Source organism: Hyalangium gracile, assembly GCF_020103725.1.
Lineage (GTDB): Bacteria > Myxococcota > Myxococcia > Myxococcales > Myxococcaceae > Hyalangium > Hyalangium gracile.
The window spans coordinates 115,384-141,100 of the sequence record NZ_JAHXBG010000018.1 but is presented as its reverse complement, the minus strand read 5'-3'; the positions used below and the strand labels follow the sequence as shown (position 1 = coordinate 141,100).

The window sequence follows — 25,717 nt, the reverse complement described above, 5'->3', positions numbered from 1 at the left end:
CGTGAACCCGTTCACGTGATGGCTGACGTTGTGTTAGGCCCTTATGACAACCCATCAAGGAGTGCGGCATGAACAACTGGACCAGATGGGTCCTGGGACTGATGGTGGCTTTGCCGTTCGTAGCAAAGGCGCAGATCGATCTGACGAGACTCGATCGCGACATGGTGGGGCAGCGGTCGCGGGTCCTGGTGCTGGGCACCGTGCACCTGAACGGTATGCCAGCCAGCTTCGATCCCGCCTCGCTGAGCGCCGTGCTCGATCGGCTGGCGACGTTCAAGCCTGACATCATCACCATCGAGGACGAGCCCGGCGAAGAATGCGATCTCGCCGCGCGCCATCCCGCGAAATACGGCCCCGATTACTGCCCTCGTCCCGACGCGGCGCAGGCAGCCACTGGACTGGACGTCCCCGCCGCCATGGCGGAAGTGGATAAGACGCTCAAGGCCTGGCCAGCGCAGCCAACGCCGTCGCAACGCCGGCACCTGGCCGCGCTGTTCCTGTCAGCCAACGAGCCCGCCTCAGCCTATGTGCAGTGGCTGCAATTGCCCGAGGCCGAGCGTCGCCCCGGCGACAGCCTGAATGCTTCGCTGGTGGAGCTGCTGGAGCAGATCGGAAAGCGCAACAACGAGAGCTACCAGCTGGCAGCGCGCCTGGCAGCGCGGCTGGGTCTGCAGCGAGTCCATGCCGTGGACAACCACACCGGCGACCGCATGGACGTTTCCGACATCAAGGCCTTCGTCAAATCCATCGAGGCAGCATGGGCCGCGGGCGGTGCCGAGCTGAACAACCGAGTGAAACGAGAGAAAGAGCTTTCGCAAGCCTCCGACCTGCTGCCGCTGTACCGCTACATCAACACCCCCGAGCATCTGCGCGTGCTCGCTGAGGCCAACATCCGCCCAGCCCTGCGCGCCAAATCGCCGGAAGGCTACCCACAGATGTGGGTCGCAGGCTGGGAAATCCGTAACCTGCGCATGGTCGCCAACATCCGCGAAACCTTCCGCGAACGCCCCGGCGCCCGGGTCCTCTCCATCGTCGGCGCCTCGCACAAGCCGTGGTTCGACAGTTGGCTCGGCCAGCTTCAGGGCGTGGAAATCATCGATGCGGCGGCGGTGCTGAAGTGACGGATGGGCTGACGTGGCCCCACCGTGCCGCCACGACAGCCGCTCCCTTCACGGCTCAGCGCTTTCCGAGCGTCTGCGCCAGCTCCTCGTACAGGTGGATGGCCGCGCGGATCGCCTTCTCCCAGTCCCCCACGTGCAGGCTCTCGTTCTCCGAGTGCGCGTTGGTGGCCGGATCCTCCACGCCGATCAGCAGCGCCGGCACCCCGCCCAGCTCCTTGGCGAACGGCTCCACGAACGGAATCGAGCCGCCGCAGCCGATCGTCACCGCATCCTTCCCGTAGCCCTTCTTCAGCGCGCGGAACGCCGCCTGGAACGCCGGGTGCCCGGAGTCCGTGTACCACCAGCCCGAGGGCGCATCCTGGCGGATGTTCAGCTCCAGCCCCCACGGCGTCACCTTCTTCAGGTGCTCCACCAGCTTCTTCTGCACGTCCGCCGCGTCCATGTCCGGCACCACGCGGATGCCCACGCGCGCCCACGCCGAGTCACAGACGATGTTGCGCGCGTCCTTCCGGCTGCTGGCCTGGATGGCGTTGATGGAGATGGACGGCTGCCGCCAGTTCGTCTCCCACGGGTGCCGCCCCCCGCCCATCATCTGCACGCCCGGCAGCAGCCCCACCTGCTGGCGGAAGTACGCGTCGTCTCCCGGCAGTGACTGGATGCTCTGCTTCTCCGCCTCCGTCAGCGGCTTCACCTGGTCCATCACCCCCGGGATGGCGATGGTGCCGTCCGGGTTCGTCAGCGTCGCCAGCATCCGGCACAGCCCCATCACCGGATCCGGAATCGGCCCGCCCCACATGCCCGAGTGCACCGCCTGCCTCAGCGCGCGCACCTCCACCTCGATCGTCACCAGCCCGCGCAGCGCCGTGGTGATGGACGGCAGCCCCACGTCGAAGTTGGCCGTGTCCGTCAGCACGATGGCGTCCGCCTGCATCAGCGCCTTGTGCTTCTGCAGGAAGGCCGTGAGGTGATCGCTGCCCACCTCCTCCTCGCCTTCGATGATCACCTTCACGTTGAGTGGCAGCGAACCCACACCCTTGAGCCATGCATCCACCGCCGAGGTGTGCACCACGATGCCCGCCTTGTCGTCCGCCGCCCCGCGCCCGTAGAGCCGCCCGTCTCGCAGCTCCGGCTCGAACGGGCTGCTCTTCCACGCGCTCGCGTCCCCCGGAGGCTGCACGTCGTGGTGCGCGTACAGCAGCAGCGTGGGCCTGCCCGGTGCCTTGAGTACTTCACCGAACACATATGGGTGCGCTCCCTCGATTTCGAGGAGCTGCACATTTTCAAAACCACGGTCCTTGAGGAGCTTCGCGGTGGCTTCAGCACTCCTGCGCACCTGCGCCGGATCAAAGCCGTCGAAGGAGACACTGGGGATGCGCACCAGCGTCTTCAGATCCTCCAAGTACTCGTTCTTCTGGGACTCAAAACGGGCAAGGGCCTGGTCGATGGGCATGGAACGTTCCATATCGCAAAAGCCCCAACGCGTGCGCTCGGCGCGCTGGCCGAAAACACGGTTCTCCTGGTTATCATGGGCCCATGTCCGACGCTCCGACCCTTCTCCTCGTGGATGATGACAACTTCGTGCGGCGCATCCTCAAAGACACCCTGGCGGAAACCGGCATCGAGCTGCGGCTGCTCGAGGCCTCGGACGGCGAGGAGGGGCTGGCCATCGCCGCGCGCGAGCAGCCCGCGCTGATGTTCCTGGATCTGTTCATGCCCCGGCGCAGCGGCCTCGAGGTGCTCGCGGCGATGAAGAAGACCTCTCCCGGCACGCGGGTGCTCGTCATCAGCAGCATGGACGCCGAGCCCGTGGTGGAGCAGGCCCTGGCTGCCGGTGCGGTGGGCTTCGTGGGCAAGCCCTTCCACCCGCTGGAGATCGCCTCGGCCGTCCGTCAGGCCCTCGCTCATCAGTAGGAGAGAGCCACTCCATGGCGAACTACTGGATTGGCGACACCGCCGGCCGTGTCCTGGGCCCGCTCACCCTCCAGGCGTTGAGGGATCTGGTCGGCTCCGGACGCCTCAGGGCCGTCACCCGCGCCTCGCGCGATGGGAACACCTGGATCCCCCTCCAGGACTTCGAGGAGGTGCGCGACATCATCGCCGCGGCGAAGCCCGCGCCTGGCGCCGACAAGCAGCAGGCGGAGCAGATCCGCGCCCGGCTGCGCGAGCTGCAGGCCCTCAAGACGCCGCACGAAGTCTTCGGCCTCAAGCCGGGCGCCAGCATGGACGAGGTGCGCCTGGCCTTCTTCCGCATGGCCAAGCGCTTCTCGCCGGAGCACCTGGCCCCGGACGCCTCGCAGGAGCTGCGCAGGGCCTCCCAGGAGATCTTCGACTTCCTCTCGCTGAAGATGCGTGAGGCCGAGGCCCGGCCCGTCGCCCAGGGCACCCCGGCTCGCGGCACGCCCACTCCCGTGAAGGGCGCCACTCCCGCTCCGGTGAGGGGCGCCCCGCCCGTGGTGGCTCCTCCCGGGGCCCGAGCCGTTCCCCCCGGCTCCACCGCGCCCTTCCACCCCGCCGCGCCCGTGGCGACGCCGGTGCGCAAGCAGGTGGCCGCGCCGACCTACTCGAGCGAGGAGTTCGTCGGCCTGACGATGCGCACCCACAACGATCAGGTGCACGCCGACATCCACGTCACCGATCGCAACCTGGGCATGTTCACCGACCACCGGCTGATCAACCTCACGTCCGGGGGCATCTTCATCAACACCCGGCGGCCGCTGAAGCTGGGGACGAAGGTGAACCTGCGGCTGCACTTCGAGGAGCCGCAGCGCTCCATCGAGCTGCGCAGCGCCGTCATCTGGGAGCACGCCCTGGACGATGGCAAGCAGCCCCAGGGCTATGGGCTGGGTCTGGCCGGGCTGAGGGCGGAGGAGAAGACGTTCCTCCAGGAGTTCGTCCGCACGCACGCTCCCAAGGCCTGAGCACGCGGGCCCAGGAGGGAGCCCTCCTTCCTGGCGCACGGCCCTCCAGGCACGCGGCCCCGCTGGTCGCTTGCGCCCCGAGCGCGAGCACTCCAGGATGCGCATCGTGCCTGACGCCTCCGGGTACCAGCCGCTCGCGGGTCTGCCTGTCCCCATCGCCATCGTGCGGGACGAGCGCGTGGTGTACGCCAATCCGGCGCTGACGGCGCTGCTGGGCACCCCCGCGGAGGAGCTGTCCCAGCTCACCCAGACGGAGTTCATCGACCGCTTCATGCCGCGGGATCGCACGTGGCTGGAGCCGCTCGTGGAGGCACGTCTCCAGGGCGAGCAGTTCTCGGGGGCCGGGCTCTGGCTGCGCATGCGCGACGCGGATGGGCGGGAGCGGATGTGCCTGCTGCGGAGCACCCCCGGCGCCCGACCGGGCGAGTACGTGGTGGTGGTGCTCGACATGGAGCGGGAGGACACCGCGCGCCGGCTCACCGAGGCGCTGGTGGCCAGCGCGGTGAAGATGATGCACTGTCGGGACGAGCAGGCCGTGCTGGAGATGGCGGTGGAGGCCATCCACCAACAGGGCTTCTTCGTCTCGGTGCTGCGCCTGGACGGAGACTCGCTCGTCCACGGCCCCATGCGGCAGTCCCCGGAGGCCCTCGCCTTCGGTGAGAAGGTCTATGGGCGCTCCATCAAGGAGCTGCGCATCCCTCGCAGCCAGATGCCCCACCTCGAGGATGTGCTCACCGAGCGCAAGGCGGCCTACACCCAGGACATCCACCGCGCCATGGAGCGCGTCCACCCCCCGGAGATGGCCGCGTTCCTCAAGCGCGCCTTCCCCAACGCGCGCGCCCTGGATGCGCCCATCTTCATCGGCGGCACGGCCTACGGCATCCTGGCGGTGCAGGGCGAGGCGCTGACGCCCCCGAGCGCGAGCACGCTGGAGCTGTTCGCCAGCATCGTGGGCAGCGCGCTGGAGAACGTGCGCCACCACCACCAGGCCGCCCACCGCCTGGCCGAGCTGTCACGGCTCCAGGGAGATCTGGTGGAGCAGGAGCGGCTCACGGTGCTGGGCGAGGCCGCCGGCGTGGTGGCCCACGAGGTGCGCAACCCGCTGGGAGCCATCCTCAACGTGGCCACCGTGCTCAAGCGCGAGCCACAGCTCAGCCCCATCGGCGTCAGCGCCGTGACGATGCTGGAGGAAGAGGTGACGCGGCTGGAGGATCTCGTGAGGGATCTGCTGGACGTGGTCCGCCCCTTCGAGGTGCGCCCCCGGCCCCTGCACCTGGGCGAGCTGGCTCGAAGCTCGGTGGAGCTGCTGCAGTCCGTCACCGAGTCCACCCAGGCCAACATCGAGATCGCCGAGGAGCCAGGGCTGCCGCTGATCCAGGCCGACGAGACGCTGCTGCAGCTGGCGCTGTCCAACCTCCTGCGCTACGCGCTGCGCTCCTCTCCCTCGGGAGGAAAGGTGCGGCTGACGCTGGGGCGCGTGCCCGGAGGCATCTCCGTCGTGGTGGAGGACCAGGGAACGGGGCTGTCGGGCGTGGACTCCCAGCGCGTCTTCGAGCCCTTCTTCACCAGCCGCGCCACGGGGGCGGGCCTGGGACTGGCCGTGGTGCGCCGCGTGGCGCTCGCGCATGGCGGCACCGTGGGCGTGCGCGAGCGCGCCGGAGGAGGAGCGCGCTTCGAGCTCCTGCTCCCGGAGTCCCTCGAACGCTGAGTGAACTCGCGACGCCAGGGACGGAACCAGGTTCGAGGCAACGCGACGGGAGACGGACGACAGCATGGGCGGCTCCTCTCCGACGACTACCTTGTCGGAAGCCATGGGGGGTTGCCCCTACATTCCCTGCGCATGTGCGCAGGAGTTGCGCCGCGCCCGCGAAGAAAGCGTCGCGCCGCCCCCATCTCCCTGGAACCTCCAGGGCTTACGGAGCGATCGGCGGAGACAGCAGGAGCCGGCAGCGGAGGCCTCCGTTGCGCACGCGCAGGGTCCGGACGTCCCGCAGTCCCAGCTCGCGAACGAGCGGCTCCTCATCGGGGACGAGCAGCGCCGCCCGCCACCCCTGGAAGGCCCGCCGCAAGGTGGCTCCCAGCGCCCGGTAGAGCGCCGGCAGGTCACCTCCTTCACCCACGCGCTTCCCATAGGGCGGGTTGGCCACCACCAGCCCTCTCGCCGTCCCGGGCGCCTCGAGCACCTTCACGTCCCGCCGCTCCAGCGTCAGCGTCAGCCCGGCCCGCCGCGCATTGCGCCTCGCCGTGCCGAGCGCCCCCGCGTTGATGTCGAAGCCATGCAGGGCGGCGCGCGGAGCCGGCAGCGCCTCGGCCCTCGCCCGGGCCTGACGGTCCGCCCACGCGGCCGCATCGAAGCGGGGGAACTGCTCGAAGGCGAAGCGGCGCTCCAGCCCGGGCGCCCGGCGCATGGACATCCATGCACCCTCGATGAGGAACGTCCCCGAGCCGCACATCGGATCCACCAGCGGCTCCACCCCGTCGTAGCCCGCGAGCTGCAGGATGCCCGCCGCGAGCGTCTCTCGCAGCGGGGCGCGGCCGATCTCCTGCCGGTAGCCCCGGCGGTGGAGCGGCTCGCCGCTGGTGTCCGCGCTGACGGTGCACTCGGCGCCTTCCAGCCGGATCAGCAGCGTGAGGCCCTGGGTCCCCTCCTCGTCCAGCGCTCCCGCCTTGCCCACGCTGGGGAGCCGCAAGGCCCGCGCCGCCGCCGAGGGCACCGCGCTGGCCTGCACCCGCGAGCCATGCGCCGCCACGGACAGGCTGGGCGTCTCCTTCCCATTCCACACCCCGGTCAGGTCCAGCCTCGCGAGCCCCTGCGTCAGCGCGCCCACGTCCGGCGCGCGGAAGCTGCCCAGGCGCAGCAGCACCCGGCTGGCGGTGCGCAGGCGAAGGTTGGCCTCCTGGTGCAACCCGGGCGGCCCCTCCAGCTCCACGCCGCCCTCGACGCGCCGGGGCGCCAGGCCCAGCGCCGCGGCCTCCGCCTCCAGCGCGGGCTCCAGCCCGGGAGGGGCCACGGCGAAGAGGTGCTCCTTGTTTCGGATGCTCGTCACGCGCGGCCCATTGTGGGCGCCCGGCTCGCGGCCGCAATCCCTATCGGCGAACGCCCCGCTTTTGCGTTAAGGGGAGGGCCCATGAGCACCGCCGAGACGCCCGCCGCCGCTGCCCCCCTTCGCAAGAAGCCCGTGGAGTACGAGGTCACCGTCACCGAGGTCCGCAAGGAGACCCACGACACCGCCACCCTCTTCCTGGACTTCGGGGGCGCGCCGGTGGAGTACAAGGCCGGCCAGTTCATCAACGTCGATCCGCACCAGTTCCCGGCCCTGCGCTGCCTCGCCGCGTTCCTGCAGGAGCAGAAGGGCCGGCGGGAGCTGTTCCGCTCGTACTCGATGTCCTCCGCGCCCCACGAGCCCCAGGTGGCCATCACCGTGAAGGACGAGGAGTTCATCGCCGGCATCACGAAGTACCCGGCGCTGCTCGCGCCCTACCTCATCCACGGCCGGCTGACGGGCGCCCGCATCAAGGTCCAGGGCTTCATGGGGCCGTACACCCTGCCGGATGACGTGCGCGAGCGCACCGACCACCTCGTCCACATCGTGGCGGGCTCCGGCGCGGTGCCCAACTTCGCCATCCTCAAGGACACGCTGCACCGCGGGCTGAAGCTGCGCCACACGCTCATCTGCTCCAACAAGACGTGGGCGGACATCCTGTTCCGCGAGGAGTTGGAGAAGCTGGAGGCGGCCAACCCGGACACCGTGCGCGTGGTGCACACCCTCACCCGGGAGACGGACGAGTCCCGCTTCGGCCCCAAGGTGCGCAAGGGCCGCATCAACCAGGCGCTGCTCGAGGAGCTCATCCCGGACCGGCAGACGTGCCTGGTCTACGCGTGCGGCCCGGCCATCACGCCCTGGGACAGGAAGAAGGCCCTGGAGACGCGCACCCCGGCCACGCCCCGCTTCATGGAGACGGTGCTCGGCCACCTCCACACCGTGGGCGTGGAGGACAAGCGCATCAAGCGGGAGACGTACGGGTAGCGCCCGCGGGCTCCACGCCCAGCACCCGCGCCAGCTTCGGCTGCACGCCGAAGGAGCCCAGCAGCGCCTCCAGCTTCGCGCGCGCCGGGCGGTTCTCCTTGTGCACGCGCCGCCCGAGGATGAGCTCGTTCTTCAGCGAGTGCTCCCACCCCGTCAGCTCCGTCACCGTCACCTGGTAGCCGAACGCCTCCAGCGTCATGGCGCGAATCACGTTGGTGAGGTGCGAGCCGAACTCGCGCCGGTGCCACGGGTGCTGGAAGAGCATGCCCAGCGAGGTGTCCACCTCCGCCCGCTGGCCCTTGAGCTGCGCGGCCACCTCCGCCTGGCAGCACGGCACCACCGCCACGTGGTCCGCCCCGTGCTGGATGGCCGCCGCCAGCGCGTCATCCGTGGCCGTGTCGCACGCGTGCAGCGCGGTGAGCAGGTGGATGCGCTCCGGCCAGGTGGCCGACTCCAGGTGCGCCGTCTGGAACCGCATCCGCGTGAAGCCCAGGCGCTGCGCCCGCTCCTTCGCGCGCTCGGTCAGCTCCGGGCGGCCCTCGATGGACAGCAGGGTGCCCGCCGCGGCGTCCTTGCCGGGCGGCGCGTCCTTGAGGAACAGCTCGTAGAGGATGAAGCCCAGGTACGCGTTGCCGCTGCCCGCGTCCACCACCACCGGCGCGGGGTGGCGCGCCAGGAGGTCCTCCATCGCCGGCCGCAGCAGCCCCATGAGGTGGTTGACCTGCTTGAGCTTGCGCAGGGCATCCGCGTTGAGGTTCCCCTCGCGCGTGAGCAGGTGCAGCTCACGCAGGAGCGCCGGAGACTGATCCGGCAGCAGCTCGCGCCGGACCTGCGGGGCCTTGACGTTGCGCCTCAGACGGACACCACCTCGGTCACCTCGGGGATGAGCTCCCGGAGGCGGCCCTCGATGCCCATCTTCAGCGTCGCCGTGGAGGACGGGCAGCCCGAGCAGGACCCCTGCATATGCAGGTAGACGATGCCGCTCTCGAAGCGGTCCAGGGTGATGTCCCCGCCGTCCTGCGCCACCGCCGGGCGGATCTCCGCGTCCAGGATGTCGCGGATGCGCTGCTCCACCGAGCCCTCGACGACGCCCGAGGCCGCGCGCGACGCCTTCAGCGCCTCCTCGTCCACCACGGGCTCGTTGGCGCCCAGGTGCGAGTCCAGCGTGGCCATCACCGCGTCATTGAGCTCGTCCCACTCGCCCTCGTCGCCCTTGGTCACCGTGACGAAGTTGAGGCCCACCATCACCGCGGTGACGCCCTTGACGTCCATCAGCTTGAGGGCCAGGGGGGACTTCTTCTCCGCATCCTCGCGGTTGGTGAAGTTCACCGCCCCGCTGGAGAGCAGGCGCCGGTCCACCACGTACTTCAGGGTGCTGGGGTTCGGGGTCCACTCGAGCTGGATGTTCACCGACATTCGGAATCTCCTGTTCACCTTCTCCTAAGGCGCCCGCGGCCCCATAGCAACACGGAGCCCAGGGAGGCAAACGAGCCGCTCCCCGTCCCCCACTTTCCCCCGGCGGCCGGTCCAGTGGGGCACATCCGGCGGCCAGGATGTAGTGCGAGACGCGGAGATCGGTGTATGACGGCCCGTCCAAGGACTTTATGGAGCCGAAGCTGCCCACCCGCCCTGCCTCCGAGCCCCGAGCGCTGCCGCGCATCCCGGTCAGCGTCATGGAGGGGCTCTTCGTGCGCGGCCTCAAGGCCGAGGGGAAGCTGGCGGAGCGGCTCCTGTCCTACGGGTACGACATCAAGAAGCCCGAGGTGAGCTACTCGGTGCTCACCTACCAGCGCTGCGTCAACGCCGCCCGCCAGGAAGTCTATGGCCACCTGAGCGACGAGGAGGCGTACCGGCTGCTGGGCCGCAAGCTGGTGGACGGCTTCCTGGAGACGCTGGTGGGCAAGGTGGTGGCGGTGGCCATGCCGATGATCGGCCCGGCCCGCGTGGTGGAGCGCCTGCCGCGCTACTGCGCGATGATGGGCCGCGGCGAGATGGAGGTGCGCATCATGCCGGCCGGAGAGACGGCGCGGCGCATCTACTTCGGGGACATCTACAACCGCCCGGAGTTCCTGGCGGGAGCCCTCGAGGTCGGCCTGGAGCGCGCGCACGTCAAGCCCATCGTCTCGGTGGAAGAGCGCACCGCGGAAGGCTACCGGCTCTTCCTGCGCTGGTAGGCGACTGGCCCCGTTCCTGGCGAGCGCCCACCCCAGTCGTTATAGGCTCGCTTTCGATTCCGCGTGCCCGATGTCCAGCCCCCTGCCTTTGACGCTGCGCGTCCATCGCTCCATCACCGAGCTCCCTCGCGGGGCCTGGGATGGGCTGCTCGATGAGGCGGCGGTGCCCTTCCTGGAGTGGGACTTCCTCTGCGCGCTGGAGGAGAGCGGGAGCGCCGTGCCCGAGCGCGGCTGGCACCCGCGCCACCTGACGCTGTGGCGGGGAGCGCGCCTGGTGGCCGCCGCGCCCGCGTACCTGCGGGACGACAGCGACGGCGAGTTCGTCTTCGACGGGGCGTGGGCCACGGCCGCCGGACGCGTGGGGCTGCGCTACTACCCGAAGCTGGTGCTGGCCGTGCCCTTCACCCCGGCCACCGGCCGCCGCGTGCTCGTGGCGCCCGGAGAGGACCGGGCCGCGCGGGAGGCGGAGCTGTACGCCGCCGCGCTGGAGTACGCCCGCGCCGAGGGCGTCTCCGGCATCCACGTCCTGTTCCACACCGAGGCCGAGGCGGCGGGACTGGAGGCCGCGGGCTTCGCGCTGCGCCTGGGCGTTCAGTACCAGTGGCGCAACACGGGCTACCGCACGCTGGAGGACTTCCTCGGCCGCTTCCACTCCAAGCGGCGCACCCAGCTGCGGCGGGAGCTGCGCGCCGCGGAGCAGCAGGGCATCACCGTGCGCACGCTGCGCGGCGACGAGCTGGCGGAGTTGGACTCCGAGGAGCTCTTCCGCCTCTACGCCTCCACGGTGGACAAGTATCCGTGGGGGCGGCGGTTCCTCACCCCGGCCTTCTTCGCTCGGATGCTCGCCAGCTTCCGGCACCGCTGCGAGTTCGTCGAGGCCCGGCGGGGAGGACGGCGCATCGCTGGAGCGTTCAACTTCGCCGGCCCGGACGTCCTCTATGGACGCTATTGGGGCTGCTTCGAGGAGCACGCCTTCCTGCACTTCAACGTCTGCCTCTACCACCCGCTGCAGGAGGCCATCCGCCAGGGCCTGAAGCGCTTCGAGCCCGGGGCCGGGGGGGAGCACAAGCTGACGCGGGGCTTCGAGCCCCAGCTCACCTACAGCGCGCACCTGCTCCTTCACCCTGGACTCGACCGGGCAGTGCGTGCCTTCCTGCTCCAGGAGCAGGCCGCCGTTCGCGCCGGCCTGCCTCGGTGGCAGGCGGAGACTGGTTTCAAGGAGGAGGGCTGAAGCGCTCGCCTCGCTTCAGCATCTTAGAGAGAGCCCATGGCCCAGAAGTTCGAAAACGACGAGAACGTCGTCACAGAGACCAAGCCGGAGAAGAAGCTCAAGAAGCCCAAGCTCTACAAGGTGCTCCTGCACAACGACAACTACACCACTCGGGAGTTCGTGGTGGCCGTCCTCAAGGAGGTCTTCCACAAGTCCGAGACGGATGCCGTGCAGATCATGCTCCACGTTCATTACAACGGCATCGGCGTAGCGGGCGTTTATACCTATGAAGTCGCAGAGACGAAGATCAAGATTGTGGAGGCCGCGGCGAAGGACAATGGGTTCCCGCTGCGCCTCTCGATGGAACCAGAGGAAGGTTGACCCGTGGCTGGACCACTGATTGCCAAGGAGTTGCAGACGAGCTTCCGCAACGCCCTCGAAGAGGCGCGGAAGATGCGGCACGAGTACCTGACGCTCGAGCACCTGCTGCTCGCGCTCACCAAGGACACGCGTACGCGTGAGGTGCTCAAGGCGTGTGGGGCCAACGTCAAGCGCCTCCAGGAGCGGTTGGAGACCTTCCTGGAGGAGACGGTCGAGCGCCTGCCCGAGGACGCGGAGGCCGAGCCCCAGCAGACCATCGGCGTGGAGCGCGTGCTCCACCGCGCGGCCATGCACGCGCTGTCGGCCGAGCAGAAGGTCATCGACGGCGGAGACGTGCTGGTGGCCATCTTCCGCGAGGAGGAGAGCCACGCGCTGTACCTGCTCCAGCAGGAGGGCGTCACCCGGCTGGACCTGCTCAACTACATCTCCCATGGCATCTCCAAGGACGGCTCGCCGTCCGAGGGCGGCGAGCCCAAGGGCGTGCCGGCCGGGGAGGATGAGGACGGGGAGTCTCCGCGCAAGAGCCCGCTGGAGGCGTACACCACCGAGCTCAACAAGGAGGCCAAGGCGGGCCGCATCGATCCGCTGATCGGCCGCGAGAAGGAGCTGGAGCGCACCATCCAGGTGCTGTGCCGCCGGCGCAAGAACAACCCGCTCTACGTGGGCGAGACGGGCGTGGGCAAGACGGCCATCGCCGAGGGCCTGGCGCTGCACATCACCGAGGGCCGGGTGCCGGACGTGCTCAAGGGCGCCACGGTGTACTCGCTGGACATGGGCGCGCTGCTGGCGGGCACCAAGTTCCGCGGCCAGTTCGAGGAGCGGCTCAAGGGCGTGCTCAAGGAGCTGCAGGACCACCCCAACGCCATCCTCTTCATCGACGAGATCCACACCATCGTCGGCGCGGGGGCCACCAGCGGCGGCTCGATGGATGCGTCCAACATCCTGAAGCCGGCGCTGGCCAACGGGCGGCTGCGCTGCATCGGCTCGACGACGTACCAGGAGTTCAAGGCGTCGTTCGAGCGGGACAGGGCGCTGTCCCGGCGCTTCCAGAAGATCGAGGTGCCGGAGCCCTCCGTGGAGGACACCGTCCTCATCCTGGAGGGGCTCAAGAGCCGCTACGAGGCGCACCACGGCGTGACGTACGACACGGACGCCATCCGCGCGGCGGCGGAGCTGTCCGCCAAGCACATCAATGACCGGTTCCTGCCGGACAAGGCCATCGACGTCATCGACGAGACGGGCGCGGCGGAGAAGCTCAAGCCCGAGGGCCAGCGCACCGGCAAGGTGACGATGGCGGACGTGGAGACGGTGGTGGCGAAGATGGCGCGCATCCCCGCCAAGAGCGTGTCGGCGCAGGAGGGCGTGCAGCTGCAGAACCTGGAGAAGGAGCTGCAGGGCGTCATCTTCGGGCAGGACGAGGCCATCAAGAACCTCACCAGCACCATCAAGCTGGCGCGCTCCGGCCTGCGCTCGCCGGAGAAGCCGATTGGCAGCTTCCTGTTCTCGGGCCCGACGGGCGTGGGCAAGACGGAGCTGGCCAAGCAGCTGGCCGCGGTGCTGGGCGTGGAGTTCCTGCGCTTCGACATGAGCGAGTACTCGGAGAAGCACACGGTGAGCCGGCTCATCGGCGCGCCTCCAGGGTACGTGGGCTTCGACCAGGGAGGGCTCCTCACGGACGCCATCCGCAAGCACCCCTACGCGGTGCTGGTGCTGGACGAGATCGAGAAGGCCCACCCGGACCTCTTCAACATCCTGCTCCAGGTGATGGACCATGCGACGCTGACGGACAACAACGGTCGCAAGGCGGACTTCCGCAACATCATCCTCATCCTGACGACGAACGCGGGCGCCCGGGAGATGAGCACCAAGGCCATCGGCTTTGGGGACATCCAGGCGCCGGCGGATGCGTCGAGGGCGAAGAAGTCCATCGAGCGCACCTTCACGCCGGAGTTCCGCAACCGGCTGGACGGGTGGATCCTCTTCAGCGGTCTGTCGCCCGAGGTCATCCTCAAGGTGGTGGACAAGGAAGTGGGCCTGCTCCAGAAGATGCTGCTGGAGAAGAACGTGAAGCTGGAGCTGACGGCGCGGGCGAAGGCCTGGCTGGCCGAGCACGGGTACGATCCGGCCTTCGGCGCGCGCCCCATGGCTCGGCTGGTGGACAACAGCCTGAAGAAGCCCCTGGCCGAGGCGCTGCTGTTCGGCGAGCTGAAGAACGGTGGCATCGCCCGCTTCGACGTGGAGGGCGACGTCCTCAAGCTCAAGCCCGAGCCCCACGCCGTGGCCACGGCGTAGTCCGCCGCACAGTCCGCACGAAGAGAAGGGCCTGGGATCGCAAGATTCCGGGCCCTTCGTCTTTTCGGCGGGAGGAGTTGACATCCGAGTCTTCGTGCCTAAGCTGAACCATATGGTTCAGTGTCTCGATACCTCCTTCGCGGCCCTGTCGGACCCGACCCGGCGCGGCATCCTCGAGCGCCTCGGGCGCGAGGACGCGTCCATCACCGAGCTCGCCGAGGGCTTCGGGATGACGCTGACCGGGATGAAGAAGCACGTGCAGCTCCTCGAAGAGGCGGGGCTCGTCACCACCGAGAAGATCGGCCGCGTCCGGCGCTGCAGGCTCGGGCCCCGTCGACTCGATGACGAGACGGCCTGGATCAACAAATACCGGCAGATGCTGGAGGCCCGCCTCGACCGGCTGGGCGCATTCCTCGAGCGCACGAAGGACTCTGCGTCATGAGTACCTCGAGGAAACGGCCCGCCAGGTCATCGACCGGCTCCACCGAGGAGGCGAAGGTCCGCGAGCGCATCGAGGCGTGGGCGCACGCGGTGCGCAGTCACGACCTGGAGGGCGTCGTCGCGCACCATGCGAAGGACTTCGTGTACTTCGACGTCCCGCCGCCGACCCAGGTGCTAGGCATTCGAGGCTACGAGGGCTCGTGGCCTCCCTTCTTCGAGTACATCGGGGAGACCGGCCAGTTCGACCTCACCGAGCTCCACATCACCGCGGGAGCCGATGTGGCCTTCGCGCACGCGATCCTGCTCGTCCGAGGCGCCACGGAAGCGAGTCCGGGGCGCGTACGCCTGACCGTGGGCCTGCGCAAGGTGGACGGCGAGTGGACGATCGTCCACGAGCACCACTCGGCCCCCTACGAGCGAGCGCCATGAAGCGCATGACGCCCGCCATGCGCGTGAAGTACCGGCGGCTGCTGGAAGACCGCCTCCACCAGCTCGGGGAGTTCCTCGAGCACACGAAAGGAAGTCACGTCATGATGCCTGCCAAAGAGCTCTCCGGTGCCTCCAAGGTGACCACCCCCTCGGATCGGGAGATCCGCATCGAGCGCATCTTCAACGCTCCCCGCGAGCGCGTATGGCGGGCGCTGACGGACCCGGAGCTGGTCGCGCAGTGGTGGGGACGCGGCAACAAGCTCGTCATCGAGCGCATGGAGGTGAAGCGAGGCGGCCACTGGCGGTTCGTCGAGCACGCCTCCGACGGTGTGCATGGCTTCGAGGGCCGCTACCGCGAGGTGACGCCCCCGGAGCGCGTCGTGCAGACGTTCGAGTGGGATGGCATGCCGGGCCACGTGGTGGTCGAGACCATGACCCTCGAGGATCTCGGCGACGGCCGCACGAAGATCGTCACCGTGTCGCTGTTCCACACCACCCAGGAGCGTGACGGGATGCTGCAGTCGGACATGGAGCAGGGCCTCAACCAGAGCTACGCGGCGCTCGACAAGCTCCTCGCCCGGCTCGGCTGACAGGGTGGAAGGCCGAGGGACAGGACGCTCAGGCGTCCGCCTCGGCCACCAGCGCATAGCCCACGCCCCGCACGGTCTTGAGCAGCCGCGGGCGGCGTGGGTTGTCCCTGAGCTTCTGGCGCAGCCGAAACACGTGCACGTCGATGGAGCGGTCGAACGCCTCCTCCGAGTCTCCCCTGGCCAGATCCAAGAGCCGCTCGCGGGTGAAGACGCGCCCCGGACTCTCGGCCATCACCTGGAGGACGGAGGTGCACGCAGCCGCGGTGCGCCTCCGTCGAGCTGGCCTCGAAAATCCGAGGGCTGCCACTGGGACAGAACGCTCCAAGCCCTTGAAGTCCCTCACTCCCGAAGCTCGCACGCGCCTTGCTTTCTGGCCGTGCAAACTCGATTCGAGGAGGACGACATGACTTCACCTCACCGTTGGCTGGCCCCCCTGGGCGCCGCCGTGTTGATGCTCGCGGGCTGCTCTTCGTCTGAACCCCTGGAGCCAGAGAAGGTCGAGCCTCCGGGAGAGCTCGTCGCTTCGGAGAAGGCACGCATCTCCGAGCCCGGTGTAGCCCCGCAGGACTTCACCGCGCTCGTCTCCAGCAACACCGACTTCGGCGTCGACGTGTACCGGAAGATCGCCAGGCCGGGAGAGAACCTCTTCTTCTCACCGTTCAGCATCACCCAGGCCTTCGCGATGTTGTACCCGGGAGCCCGCGGCAGCACCGAGGCGCAGATGGCGCAGACGCTGCGATTCACCCTGTCCCAGGAGCGCCTCCACCCGGCCCTGAACGCGCTGGACCTGGCGCTCAACGCCCACGCGGGCGTCACGCGAGGCGATGAGGGCACCGCGCCCACGTTCCGCCTGGTGAACAGCTCCTGGGGTCAGAAGGGGATGGAGTTCGAGCCCGCGTACCTGGACGTGCTCGCCACGCACTACGGCGCCGGAGTCCGTGTGGTGGACTTCGCGAACGAAGCCGACTCCGTCCGCGAGCGCATCAACGCATGGGTCGAGGACCAGACGGCGGACCGCATCGAGAACCTGCTCCCGGAGGGCACGGTGACGCGCGAGTCGCGCCTGGTGCTCACCAACGCGCTCTACTTCAAGGGCGCATGGAGAGCGCCCTTCCTCAAGCAGAACACCGCGAGCACTCCCTTCCAGACGCTGGGGGGAGGCACTCGGTCCGTGGAGATGATGCGCATCTCGGCGGGCTTCGAGATGGTGGAGGGGGCGGGCTTCGACGCGGTCGCGCTCCCGTACGTGGGCCGGGCCTTCCGGATGGTCGTCATCGTTCCGCACGCGGGCAGGTTCGCGGACATCGAGTCCCGCCTGTCGGCGGAGTTCCTGGATGGCATCCGGGCAGGCATGCAGCCCCGGTACGTGGACCTGGGCTTCCCCAAGTTCGAGGTGAAGCAGGAGTTCCCTCTCGTCGAGCCGCTGCGGGCGCTCGGCATGGTGGATGTCTTCAGCGACAAGGCCGATCTGTCGGGCGTGTCGCGCCAGGTGGCCCTGAAGGTCACCGCCGCGCAGCATCAGGCCTTCGTGGCCGTGGATGAAGAGGGCACCGAGGCGGCGGCGGCCACGGGAGTCGTCACGGGCCCCGTCTCCATACCGCCCCAGTTCGTCGTGGACCGGCCCTTCCTCTTCCTCATCGAGGACGTGGAGACGAAGAGCGTGCTCTTCCTCGGTCGCGTCGTGAACCCCTGAGCCGGGCCTGGGCAAGCCGCGCAGGCGCGCCTGCTCATCTCGTTGAGCTTCCGCAGGTTCCCCCCGCTCCAGTCAGAAGCATGGCCGCCCACTTGCCGTTCAGCATGAGGGCCCCCGCCATGTCCGTGGCGCACAGCTCGCCCCGCTCCGTCTTCTCGACGCCGCCGTCGCGGCGGGCCCTGCCGCCGCTGCCACGAGTGGACGTGCTGAGCGATGCCGACATGGGACAGCTCGAGACGAGTGTGTCTCACGCCTGGGACAGGCGGGCGCGCTACTCGACGCGGTAGCTCTTCACCGCGCTGCTGAGCTGCTCGGAGATGATCTGCAGCGTGGTGGCGGCCTCGCCGGTGGAGCCGATGCGCGCCACCGTCTCGTCCATCATCTTCGACAGCTCGTTGACGGCCTGGGTGATCTGGCTGATGCCCACGTTCTGCTGGTTCACCGCCGCGGCGATCTGCCGCACGGCCGAGGCGTTGTCCTGGACGATGTTGGACAGCTCCTTCAGGTTCTGCCCGGAGGTGCGCACCTGCGCCAGGCCCGACTCCATGCGCTCGGCGCCGCGCTCGGTGATGCGCACGGCGGCGGCCACCGAGGAGGCGATGTCGTCGAGCAGCTCGCGCACGCGGCTGGTGGCCTGGATGGACTGGTCCGCCAGGGCGCGGATTTCGCGCGCCACCACGCCGAAGCCCTTGCCGTGCTCGCCGGAGCGCACGGCCTCGATGGCGGCGTTGAGCGCCAGCATGTTGGACTGGTCCGCCAGGTCCTTCACCGTCTGGGTGATGCCGCCGATCTGCTGGGTGCGCTCGCCCAGCTCGACGATCTTCTGGGCAATCTCCCCCACCTGCTGGCGGATGTCGTTGAGCCCCGCGAGGCTCATCTCGATGGCCGTCTCGCCGTTGCGGGCCAGCTCGTCCGCGCGCTCGGCCACGGAGAGCACCGTGGCGGCCTTCTGCGAGGCCAGCAGGGACGTCTGCTTGATCTCCTGCGCCGTCACCTGCGTCTCCTGCAGCGCGGCGGCCTGGCGGGACACGGTCTGCGCCTGCTCCGCGGAGGAGGAGTTGAGGTGCTCGGTGGACTGCTTGAGCGCCTCGGCGGCCTGCTGGAGGTTGATCGTCACCTCGCGCAGCTTCTCCACCACCTGGCTGAAGCTGCGGGCCAGCCGCCCCACCTCATCCCCGCTCGTCACGTGGATGGGGCGGGTGAGGTCCCCCGACTCGACGATGTGGGCGGCCACGTCGGTGAGCTCGCGCAGCGGCCGGACGATGGTGCGCACGAACACCGCCGCCACCGCGATGCTGGCGGCCACCAGGAGCATCGCCAGCAGCAGCATGTCCCGGGGCAGCTGCGCCGCCTTCTTCTCGATGTGGTCTCGCGCGATGCCCACGTGCACCACGCCGCGCCCGCCCAGCAGGGGCACCGCGACGTCGATGGCGTGCGTCTGTCCCTGCACCGTCACCACGTCCACCGGGACGATGCGGCGCCCCTCCGCCTCGCCCGCCAGGTCGGCCGGGGAGACGCGGACGGCGTTGAGCAGCGCGGTGGGCGGAGGCCCCTGGAAGGTGTGGGCGATGACGCGGCCCGAGGACTCCTCCACATAGATGTAGCGGACGCCCTCCTGCACGCGGAACGCCTCCACGAGCGGCTGGACGGACTCGCCATTGGCGCCCGCGGAGTGCTCGACGGCGCGCGTGAACCCCAGGGCCAGCGCGGCGCCCTCACCGGCGTGCGCGTTGAGCAGGCTCTCGTGAAGCCGGCGCGTGGCGACGGTGGTGAGGATGAGCGCCAGGACGGCGCTGATGCCCCCGGTCACGAGGATGAATTTGACGGACAGGCCGAGCGAGGGCCGAAACCGGAAGGGCAGTTTCACGAGAGCACCGAAGTCACGCGTTCAGAGTCTCACCCACGGCAGCCCGTGGGCAACAGGAGCGCCGGGCAGCGCCCCCCGGTAGAGCAACCAGCATGAGGAGGGAGCGAGCTTACTCCAGGGTCGTCAGGACCCCTCCCCCCGAGATCGCTCGAAGGGCTTCATGCAGCATTGGCGGATGAAGTCGGGCATGGCCGACAGAGGCAGCGCCTGATCGGTGGCGCCGATGTCCAGCGCCGCCTTGGGCATGCCGAAGACGACCGAGGTGAGCTCGTCCTGGGCGCAGGTGAGGCCGCCCGCCCGGCGAATCTCCAGCAGGCCGCGCGCTCCGTCGTCCCCCATGCCGGTGAGCACGCCGCCGCCCGCCCGAGCCCCGTACACCCGGGCCAGGGAGGAGAGCAGCAGGTCTCCCGAGGGGCAGGGCCCACCGCGCGTACGGCTGAGCCGGGCAACGCCCCGGTCGATGGTGAGATCATGCCCGTCCAGCGGGAAGTACACCTTGCTCGGCTCGAGCCGCTCGCCGTCCTTGGCGATGTTCACGCTCAGCTGCGTCACCTGGCTGAGCCAGCGCACCATGCCCGGGGTGAAGCCCTCGGTGATGTGCTGGGCGACGACCATGGGCACGGGCAGATCCTTGGGCAGCCGCGAGAGGATCTCCGCCAGCGCCGGAGGCCCGCCGGTGGAGGCGGCCAGCCCGAAGATGTCGACGCGGGCGCCCGTGGAGGGCAGCGGCGGGGTGAACTCGCGCCGGGGCCTGCGGGAGATGACGGGCACCTCCGCCATGAGGCAGACGGAGTTGACCAGCTCCTTGCCCCACTTGCGCAGCTCCTCGCCGGAGGTGACGTTGGGCTTGGCGATGAGCTCCAGCGCGCCGGCGCGGATGGCCTGGAAGCCCAGCTCCGCGCCGCGGTCCGCCACGGCGCTCACCACCAGGATGCGGGCGGGCGCGTCCGCCATGATGGCGGCGATGGCTCCCGGCCCGTCCAGGCCCGGCAGCAGCAGGTCCATGGTGATGACGTCCGGCCGCAGCAGCCGGGCCAGCGACACGGCCCGGTTCCCATCTCCGGCCCGGCCGACGATCTCGATACGCGAGTCCTGGGTGAGCAGCGCCGCCATGGTGTTCACCATGGTGGGCGAGTCATCCACCACCAGCACTCGAATCGGCTTCGGTATGCTCATGAGCGCCCTCCCCGACGGCTCATGACATCGAGCACCTCGGCCAGGAGCCGGCCCGAGGCGCAGTCACGTTTACTGAGGAAACCATCCGCGCCCGCGGCGCGTCCACGCTCGCGGCCGGACTCGTGCGTGGACACGAGGATGACGGGCAGATCCCGCGTCTCCGGGCGCTCGCGCAGCTTCCGGATGAGCGTCTCGCCGTCCATCTCCTCCATCTCCAGGTCGCAGATGATGACGTCGTAGGTGTCCGACAGCAGGCGCTCCAGGGCGCTCTTGCCGCTGGAGGCCAGGTGGACGGTGAAGCCGCCCGCCTCGAGCATGGCCCGGTGCAGGGCGCGCGCGGTGAGCGAGTCATCCACCACCAGCGCCCGGCGGCTCTGGGGCGTGCTGGCCGTCAAGGCCGCGGGCTCGGACACCAGCCAGCTGGGGCGCAGGATGAGCATCAGCTCGCCGCGGCTGAGGGTGGCGGCGCCCTGGTAGGCGGGCACGTCGCGCACCTCGGCCGGCAGCGGGCGGATGACGAGATCCCTGTCGCCCACCACCGAGTCCACCGCGAGCGCCACCCGCTTGCCGCCGGCGCTGATGACCATGAGCGGCTGGCCCTCGGAGGGCATGTGGGCGGCGCGCAGGCCCAGGCGCGAGCCCAGGTCCACCACCGGGAGGATCTGTCCCTGGTACTCCAGCTGCGCCCGCCGCCGGGTGACGCGCAGGGCGCTCATCTTCGTCAGCTGGGTGGCCTCCACCGCCAGCATGGGCAGGCCCATCATCTGATCGAACACGCGCACCACCAGCACGGGCGAGCTGCCCAGCTCCACCGGCAGGGTGAGCATGAAGCGCGTGCCCTGCCCCAGCGTGCTGGCCACCTCGATGCGGCCCTGGAGCGTCTCCACCGCGGCGCGCACCGCGTCCAGGCCCACGCCGCGCCCAGAGGTGTCCGTCACGTCCGTGCGGGTGCTGAAGCTGGGGCGGAAGATGAGGTCGCGGATCTGGTTGTCGTTCATCCGCGCCAGCTCTTCGGAGTTGGCCAGCCCCCGGGACTCGGCCACCTGACGGATCTTCTTCACGTCGATGCCGCGTCCGTCGTCACTGGACTCGAGGAAGAGCAGGTTGCCCTGCTGCTCGATGCGCAGGGTGAGCGCACCCTCGTGGTGCTTGCCCGCGCGCTCGCGCTCTGCGGGCGTCTCCAGGCCATGGTCCACCGCGTTGCGCAGCAGGTGCACCAGCGCGCCGTTGAGCTTCTCCAGCAGGCGCCGGTCCAGCGACACCTCCGCGCCCACCACGGAGAGCCGGGCCTCCTTGCCCAGCTGGCGCGACAGGTCTCGCACCATGCGCTGCAGGGGCTCGAGGATGGTGCGCACCGGGCGCGTGGTGATGGCCTTGAGGCCCTCCTCCAGCGCGTCGACGATGTCGGCCGTCTCCTCTCCGTCGGAGCGCATCGCGCGGCCCACGCCGGACAGCAGGGTACGCGCCTCGGCCGTCTCGGCCAGCAGGCCCTGCCGGGCCAGCAGCGCCACCACGCGCTCCAGCTCGCGGGAGCGCTCCTCCATGCGCAGGCGCACCTCGCGCAGGCGCTCCACCTCGCGCATGAGCGACGTCACCTGCCGCGCGCCGACACGCCAGCCCGAGCCCTCGCTCTCCCCGCTCTCGTCCCGGGACGTATCCACAGGGGCGGGAGCCACGGGCGGAGCGGAGATGACGGGCGGAGGAGGCGCGACGGGAGGAGGCGGCGCGACGGGCGCGACGGGCGCCGCGGGAGTGGCCACCGGCGCGGGAGCCGCCGCGGCCTGGGCCGGGGGCGGAGCCTCGGCGACGAGCTGCGCGAGCGCGAGCGTGTAGTCAGGCAGCGAGTCGCCCCGGCCATCCGCGTGCGCGTGGACGCGCAGCAGGAAGATGTCCAGGCCGTGCAGCAGCATGTCCACCACGGGCCGGGGCATCTGCTGGATGGTGGCGCGCAGGGGAGCCAGCGCGTCCTCCAGCTTGTGGGCGATCTCGCTCAGGTCCTGCAGGCCGAGGCTCGCGGCGCTGCCCTTGAGCGTGTGCAGGTGGCGCCCCAGCCGGACGTAGGCCTTGTTCAGCCCGTCGGTGTCCAGGCCACCGCGCTCCAGGTCCAGCAGGTCCATGGTGACCTTCTGGCAGACCTCCTGGGCCTCGGCGGCGAAGCCGGAGACGAGCCCCTGAAGGAGCGGATCAACGGCCATTGCGCGCTCCGGTGCCGCCCCGCGCGAACAGGCGAGGAGGGTCGATGAGGTGGACGAGCTGTTGCTGGCCCGGCTGCGGGCTGAAGAGGACCTCGAGGATCGGCCCCTCGGACCGGGCGCGCGCCGCCTCCACCGCGCCCACCGGCAGGCCGATGGGACGGGGAATGGCCTCGCAGTCCACCGCGCACAGCTCCTTGTCGCCGCGATCCAGCACGAGCAGCACGGCCGGGTCCTGCCGCCAGCCATGGCCGCCCAGCAGCGAGGCGAGGCTCAGGGCGGCGAGCACCTGCCCCTGGAAGCGCAGCACGCCGATGACGTGGGGCGCGGAGAGGGGCACGGGCGTCACCATGCGCAGCGGGAGCGCCGCCCGCAGCGCCTCGAGCGGCAGCGCATAGCGCTCCTCACCCAGCGGGAACTCCGCCACCAGGTGCACCGCCTCCTCGCGGTTGGCCTCATTCTGCTCGAGGTCGCGCAGACGCTTGGCGCGCTCCTCCAATAGATCGCGGATCTCTTCTTCCTGCGCCTCGTCCGGGGTCCTTGGCGACAGTTTCATTCAGAGGCTCCCAGGTTGAGGTACGCGTCGGCGGACGCCTTGTAGAAGCGGGCCGGGAGGGACTCGGGCCCCTCGACGATCTGATCCGGCGGCAGCTCCGCGGCCCGGGCATGCACCGCCCGCATGAGCGGATAGGCCGCGGCACGCGAACCGTTGCGCTCGCGCAGCAGCGCCAGCTCCAGCAGGCCCGGCAGGTAGTCCGGGAACTGCTTCACCAGGGCCTCCAGCATGGAGGCGGCACGGTTCACCTCGCCCTGCTCGATGCGCTCGAGCGCCTCCAGGTGGAGCTGCGAGGCGGAGCGCTGGAGCGCGGGTGGGCGAGGCGGGGCGGACGGAGGCGCCTTCTGCGGCGGCAATGCGCCCGGGGGGAGCGGCACCGGGGTGAGCACGGGCCCTCCGGGCCGCGAGGCCGGCTTCTGGGCCGCCTGGAGCGCCGCGGGAGGCAGGGGCACCGGAGTGATGGCGGGGATGCCCGTGCGGGACGGCGCCTTCGACTGAGCCGGCACCGCCACCTCGGGGTGCAGAGGGCGGTGGAAGGCCTGCAGCTCGGGAGGCCCCACGCGCACCAGCCCCGCCGGAGGCCGATCCACCTCCACCGTGCCCAGGAACAGGAAGCCCCCGGGGGCGAGCGTCTGGACGATGTTGGTCAGCGCCTGCTCGCGCGAGGCGGGGGTGAAGTACGTGAGGACGTTGCGGCAGAGGATGAAGTGGAACTGGCCGAGCGACGCGTCCAGCGGGGCCATCAGGTTGGCCACCACGAAGCTGGTGACGTTGCGCACCCCGTCGAAGATGACCACCTGCCGCTCCTCGAGCGGGCGGTAGAGGGGAAACAGGTGCGGGCCCGAGTCCCGCCGGGACCACGCCCCATAGGTGGCGCGCCGCGCCGTCGTCAGGCTCCCCTCGTTGATGTCCGTGCCCAGCACCTCCACGAGGACTCCCTGCGGCGCGGAGGCCTGCAGGCAGGCGGCCAGCGAGTAGGCCTCCTCTCCGGTGGCGCAGCCGGCGCTCCAGCCGCGCAGGCGCTTCACTCCGGCGCGCAGCACGCGCGGCACCGCCTCGCGGGCCATGAAGCGGAAGTGCTCCGGGTGGCGGAAGAAGTACGTCTCTCCCACCAGGGAGGCGCGCACCACGGTCTGGGCGAAGTCGCTGTCCGGACGCTCCAGCTCCTGGACCAGCTCGGTGACGGAGCGCCCCCGCGCAAGCTCCGCGCGCACCACGCGCTCCAGGGACTCTGGAGCGATGGCGTCATCGCGGAAGCCCGTGCGCTCGATGATGAGCTGCCGCGCGCGGGCGTACAGCAGCGGATCGACTCCCCCCGTCATGCGCCCAGCCTCACCCCCCCCTGCCTCAGCATCTCAGGCAGCTCCCTCAGAAGGCCCCGAGAAACGAACACCTTCGGATCGAGCAGGGGCAGAGCCCGCCCACCGAAAACGCGCACCATGCCGACCAGCCCCTCCTGGAGGAGCCCGTGCTCGGCACCGCCCACGTTCCGGTCGATCTCCGACGCGGAGAACTCCTCCGGGTCCTGCACCCGGTCCACGCAGAGCGCCAGCGGCATGTCCTCCACGTGGATGATGACCAGCATCCGCTCGCGCAGCGAGACGCGGTGCTCCTGGCCCAGCCTGCGCGCCACGTCCAGCACGCAGATGGCCGCGCCGCGCAGCTCCACGTACTCGGACAGGTAGGCCGGCCCGCCAGGCAGCGGCCGCAGCGCCGGCTGCAGCAGCACCTCGCGCACCGACTCCAGCGGCAGGGCGAACTCCTGGTCCCCGGCGCTCATGCGCAGCACCAGCATGGACCCCGCGCGCGCCCGCCTCCGGGCGTTCTCCAGCGTGGTGGCCACCTTGGACAGCAGGTCCTCGGCGCGGAAGGGCTTGGCCAGGAAGGCCTCGGCCCCCATCCCCAGGCACGCCTCGGCGCGGGACTTCTCCGAGGAGATGATGATGACGGGGATCTCGGCCAGCGCCGGATCCCTCTTCATCCGCTGGAGCACCTCGTCCCCGTCCATCTCCGGCATCGACAGGTCCAGCAGCACCGCCGCTGGCTGCAGCTTTCCCACCTTCTCGAGCGCCTCGCGGCCATTGCTCGCCGTGTGCAGCGAGTAATGCCCCGAGAGGATCGCCTTCTCGAGCGCAAGGATGGCGTCGCTGTCGTCGACGAGGAGGAGGGAAGGAAGGCTCACGGGGCGGCGAGAGGCAGGAACTGCCGAACGGTCTCGGTCAGGTCAGCATGGGAGACGGGTTTCTGGATGAAGGCGTTGGCTCCCGCCTCCGCTCCCCGCTGCCGCAGGTCCCCCCCCTTCTCGGCCGTGAGAAGGATGACGGGGATGCCTCGCAGCTGGGCTTCCTTGCTGGCTCGGATCTCCTTGACGAAGGTGATGCCGTCCATTCCCGGCATGTTGATGTCCGCGATCACCACACTCACCGGCACCAGCCTCAACAGCTGCAAGGCCCGCGTCGCATCCTCGGCCTCGAGAATGCTGAGCCGGAGATTCATCAAGTAGATCTTGATGATGTTGCGGACAGTCGGGCTGTCATCCACCACCAGGATGTTGTCGCTCACACCCACGGCTCCTCACGCGGGGACCCTCAGTCCCCGCCGAAAACGATGAGACTTTAGCGTGTATGATTCCTCTGGAGAAAGCGGGGC

The 25,717-nt window shown here is 69.8% G+C and carries 26 protein-coding genes; 14 read left to right on the top strand and 12 right to left on the bottom strand.

What is annotated here, in order from left to right; all coding sequences use genetic code 11:
• The first annotated feature begins 68 nt into the window (after positions 1–68).
• Entirely contained in the window at positions 69–1,121 is a 1,053-nt protein-coding gene (locus tag KY572_RS31405; RefSeq protein WP_224247315.1) for a DUF5694 domain-containing protein, read from the top strand.
• A gap of 55 nt (positions 1,122–1,176) precedes the next feature.
• On the opposite strand, the gene KY572_RS31400 is transcribed toward KY572_RS31405, so the two are convergent.
• Positions 1,177–2,571: a M20/M25/M40 family metallo-hydrolase gene (locus KY572_RS31400; protein ID WP_224247314.1), complete on the bottom strand. Its 1,395-nt coding sequence runs from the start codon at positions 2,569–2,571 to the stop codon at positions 1,177–1,179.
• 83 nt (positions 2,572–2,654) lie between these two features.
• Here KY572_RS31400 and KY572_RS31395 point away from each other — a divergent pair, with 83 nt between their 5' ends.
• The 3 genes from KY572_RS31395 to KY572_RS31385 all read left to right on the top strand — a co-directional run bounded on the left by KY572_RS31395 (position 2,655) and on the right by KY572_RS31385 (position 5,747).
• Entirely contained in the window at positions 2,655–3,032 is a 378-nt protein-coding gene (locus KY572_RS31395) for a response regulator transcription factor (protein ID WP_224247313.1), read from the top strand.
• 14 nt (positions 3,033–3,046) lie between these two features.
• Positions 3,047–4,039, top strand: coding sequence for a TIGR02266 family protein (locus KY572_RS31390; protein WP_224247311.1), 993 nt, complete (start codon positions 3,047–3,049; stop codon positions 4,037–4,039).
• 97 nt (positions 4,040–4,136) lie between these two features.
• Complete coding sequence (locus KY572_RS31385) at positions 4,137–5,747, top strand: ATP-binding protein (protein ID WP_224247309.1); 1,611 nt, start codon at positions 4,137–4,139, stop codon at positions 5,745–5,747.
• A gap of 205 nt (positions 5,748–5,952) precedes the next feature.
• Here KY572_RS31385 and KY572_RS31380 read toward each other — a convergent pair whose 3' ends face one another.
• The gene (locus KY572_RS31380; protein WP_224247307.1) at positions 5,953–7,086 is read right to left on the bottom strand and encodes a THUMP domain-containing class I SAM-dependent RNA methyltransferase; all 1,134 of its coding nucleotides are present in this window, start codon (positions 7,084–7,086) and stop codon (positions 5,953–5,955) included.
• Between the two features lie 81 nt (positions 7,087–7,167).
• On the opposite strand from KY572_RS31380, the gene KY572_RS31375 reads away from it, so the two are divergent.
• On the top strand, positions 7,168–8,067 hold the full coding sequence (locus KY572_RS31375) for a ferredoxin reductase domain-containing protein (RefSeq protein ID WP_224247305.1): 900 nt from the start codon (positions 7,168–7,170) through the stop codon (positions 8,065–8,067).
• On the opposite strand, the gene KY572_RS31370 is transcribed toward KY572_RS31375, so the two are convergent.
• Complete coding sequence (locus KY572_RS31370; RefSeq protein ID WP_224247408.1) at positions 8,045–8,923, bottom strand: class I SAM-dependent methyltransferase; 879 nt, start codon at positions 8,921–8,923, stop codon at positions 8,045–8,047. The genes KY572_RS31375 and KY572_RS31370 overlap by 23 nt on opposite strands.
• A complete protein-coding gene (locus KY572_RS31365; RefSeq protein WP_224247303.1) occupies positions 8,920–9,483 on the bottom strand; it encodes a NifU family protein in 564 nt (187 codons plus the stop codon). The genes KY572_RS31370 and KY572_RS31365 overlap by 4 nt, the downstream gene beginning before the upstream one ends.
• Positions 9,484–9,671: 188 nt before the next feature.
• Here KY572_RS31365 and KY572_RS31360 point away from each other — a divergent pair, with 188 nt between their 5' ends.
• The 7 genes from KY572_RS31360 to KY572_RS31330 all read left to right on the top strand — a co-directional run bounded on the left by KY572_RS31360 (position 9,672) and on the right by KY572_RS31330 (position 15,584).
• Positions 9,672–10,241 (top strand): DUF2378 family protein, encoded by a 570-nt coding sequence (locus KY572_RS31360; protein ID WP_224247302.1) that lies wholly within the window; start codon positions 9,672–9,674, stop codon positions 10,239–10,241.
• Between the two features lie 70 nt (positions 10,242–10,311).
• Entirely contained in the window at positions 10,312–11,472 is a 1,161-nt protein-coding gene (locus tag KY572_RS31355; RefSeq protein WP_224247300.1) for a GNAT family N-acetyltransferase, read from the top strand.
• Between the two features lie 36 nt (positions 11,473–11,508).
• Complete coding sequence (locus KY572_RS31350; protein ID WP_224247299.1) at positions 11,509–11,832, top strand: ATP-dependent Clp protease adaptor ClpS; 324 nt, start codon at positions 11,509–11,511, stop codon at positions 11,830–11,832.
• Between the two features lie 3 nt (positions 11,833–11,835).
• Positions 11,836–14,124, top strand: a complete 2,289-nt coding sequence (gene clpA / locus KY572_RS31345; protein WP_224247298.1) for an ATP-dependent Clp protease ATP-binding subunit ClpA — start codon at positions 11,836–11,838, stop codon at positions 14,122–14,124.
• 112 nt (positions 14,125–14,236) lie between these two features.
• Positions 14,237–14,566, top strand: coding sequence for an ArsR/SmtB family transcription factor (locus KY572_RS31340; RefSeq protein ID WP_224247296.1), 330 nt, complete (start codon positions 14,237–14,239; stop codon positions 14,564–14,566).
• Positions 14,563–14,994 carry a nuclear transport factor 2 family protein gene (locus KY572_RS31335; RefSeq protein WP_224247294.1) on the top strand — a complete coding sequence of 144 codons (432 nt, stop codon included), beginning with the start codon at positions 14,563–14,565 and terminating at the stop codon, positions 14,992–14,994. The genes KY572_RS31340 and KY572_RS31335 overlap by 4 nt, the downstream gene beginning before the upstream one ends.
• The gene (locus tag KY572_RS31330; protein WP_224247293.1) at positions 14,991–15,584 is read left to right on the top strand and encodes an SRPBCC family protein; all 594 of its coding nucleotides are present in this window, start codon (positions 14,991–14,993) and stop codon (positions 15,582–15,584) included. The genes KY572_RS31335 and KY572_RS31330 overlap by 4 nt, the downstream gene beginning before the upstream one ends.
• A 28-nt stretch (positions 15,585–15,612) precedes the next feature.
• Here the strand turns inward: KY572_RS31330 and KY572_RS31325 are convergent, their stop codons facing one another.
• Positions 15,613–15,819: a winged helix-turn-helix domain-containing protein gene (locus tag KY572_RS31325; RefSeq protein WP_407660023.1), complete on the bottom strand. Its 207-nt coding sequence runs from the start codon at positions 15,817–15,819 to the stop codon at positions 15,613–15,615.
• A gap of 168 nt (positions 15,820–15,987) precedes the next feature.
• Between KY572_RS31325 and KY572_RS31320 the strand changes: the two genes are divergently transcribed.
• Together KY572_RS31320 and KY572_RS31315 are read left to right on the top strand one after the other, a co-directional pair.
• Positions 15,988–17,277: a serpin family protein gene (locus KY572_RS31320; protein WP_224247291.1), complete on the top strand. Its 1,290-nt coding sequence runs from the start codon at positions 15,988–15,990 to the stop codon at positions 17,275–17,277.
• Between the two features lie 119 nt (positions 17,278–17,396).
• A complete protein-coding gene (locus tag KY572_RS31315) occupies positions 17,397–17,564 on the top strand; it encodes a hypothetical protein (RefSeq protein ID WP_224247289.1) in 168 nt (55 codons plus the stop codon).
• On the opposite strand, the gene KY572_RS31310 is transcribed toward KY572_RS31315, so the two are convergent.
• The 7 genes from KY572_RS31310 to KY572_RS31280 form a co-directional block, all read right to left on the bottom strand.
• A complete protein-coding gene (locus tag KY572_RS31310; RefSeq protein WP_224247287.1) occupies positions 17,549–19,144 on the bottom strand; it encodes a methyl-accepting chemotaxis protein in 1,596 nt (531 codons plus the stop codon). The two genes, KY572_RS31315 and KY572_RS31310, sit on opposite strands and share 16 nt — an antisense overlap.
• Positions 19,145–19,267: 123 nt before the next feature.
• The gene (locus KY572_RS31305) at positions 19,268–20,320 is read right to left on the bottom strand and encodes a chemotaxis protein CheB (protein ID WP_224247285.1); all 1,053 of its coding nucleotides are present in this window, start codon (positions 20,318–20,320) and stop codon (positions 19,268–19,270) included.
• On the bottom strand, positions 20,317–22,515 hold the full coding sequence (locus KY572_RS31300; RefSeq protein ID WP_224247284.1) for a hybrid sensor histidine kinase/response regulator: 2,199 nt from the start codon (positions 22,513–22,515) through the stop codon (positions 20,317–20,319). Before KY572_RS31300 ends, KY572_RS31305 begins: the two co-directional genes overlap by 4 nt.
• The gene (locus KY572_RS31295; RefSeq protein WP_224247282.1) at positions 22,505–23,068 is read right to left on the bottom strand and encodes a chemotaxis protein CheW; all 564 of its coding nucleotides are present in this window, start codon (positions 23,066–23,068) and stop codon (positions 22,505–22,507) included. Before KY572_RS31295 ends, KY572_RS31300 begins: the two co-directional genes overlap by 11 nt.
• Positions 23,065–24,390 (bottom strand): CheR family methyltransferase, encoded by a 1,326-nt coding sequence (locus KY572_RS31290; RefSeq protein WP_224247281.1) that lies wholly within the window; start codon positions 24,388–24,390, stop codon positions 23,065–23,067. Before KY572_RS31290 ends, KY572_RS31295 begins: the two co-directional genes overlap by 4 nt.
• Positions 24,387–25,250, bottom strand: coding sequence for a response regulator (locus tag KY572_RS31285; RefSeq protein WP_224247280.1), 864 nt, complete (start codon positions 25,248–25,250; stop codon positions 24,387–24,389). Before KY572_RS31285 ends, KY572_RS31290 begins: the two co-directional genes overlap by 4 nt.
• Positions 25,247–25,630: a response regulator gene (locus KY572_RS31280; protein ID WP_224247279.1), complete on the bottom strand. Its 384-nt coding sequence runs from the start codon at positions 25,628–25,630 to the stop codon at positions 25,247–25,249. Before KY572_RS31280 ends, KY572_RS31285 begins: the two co-directional genes overlap by 4 nt.
• Between the last annotated feature and the right edge of the window lie 87 nt (positions 25,631–25,717).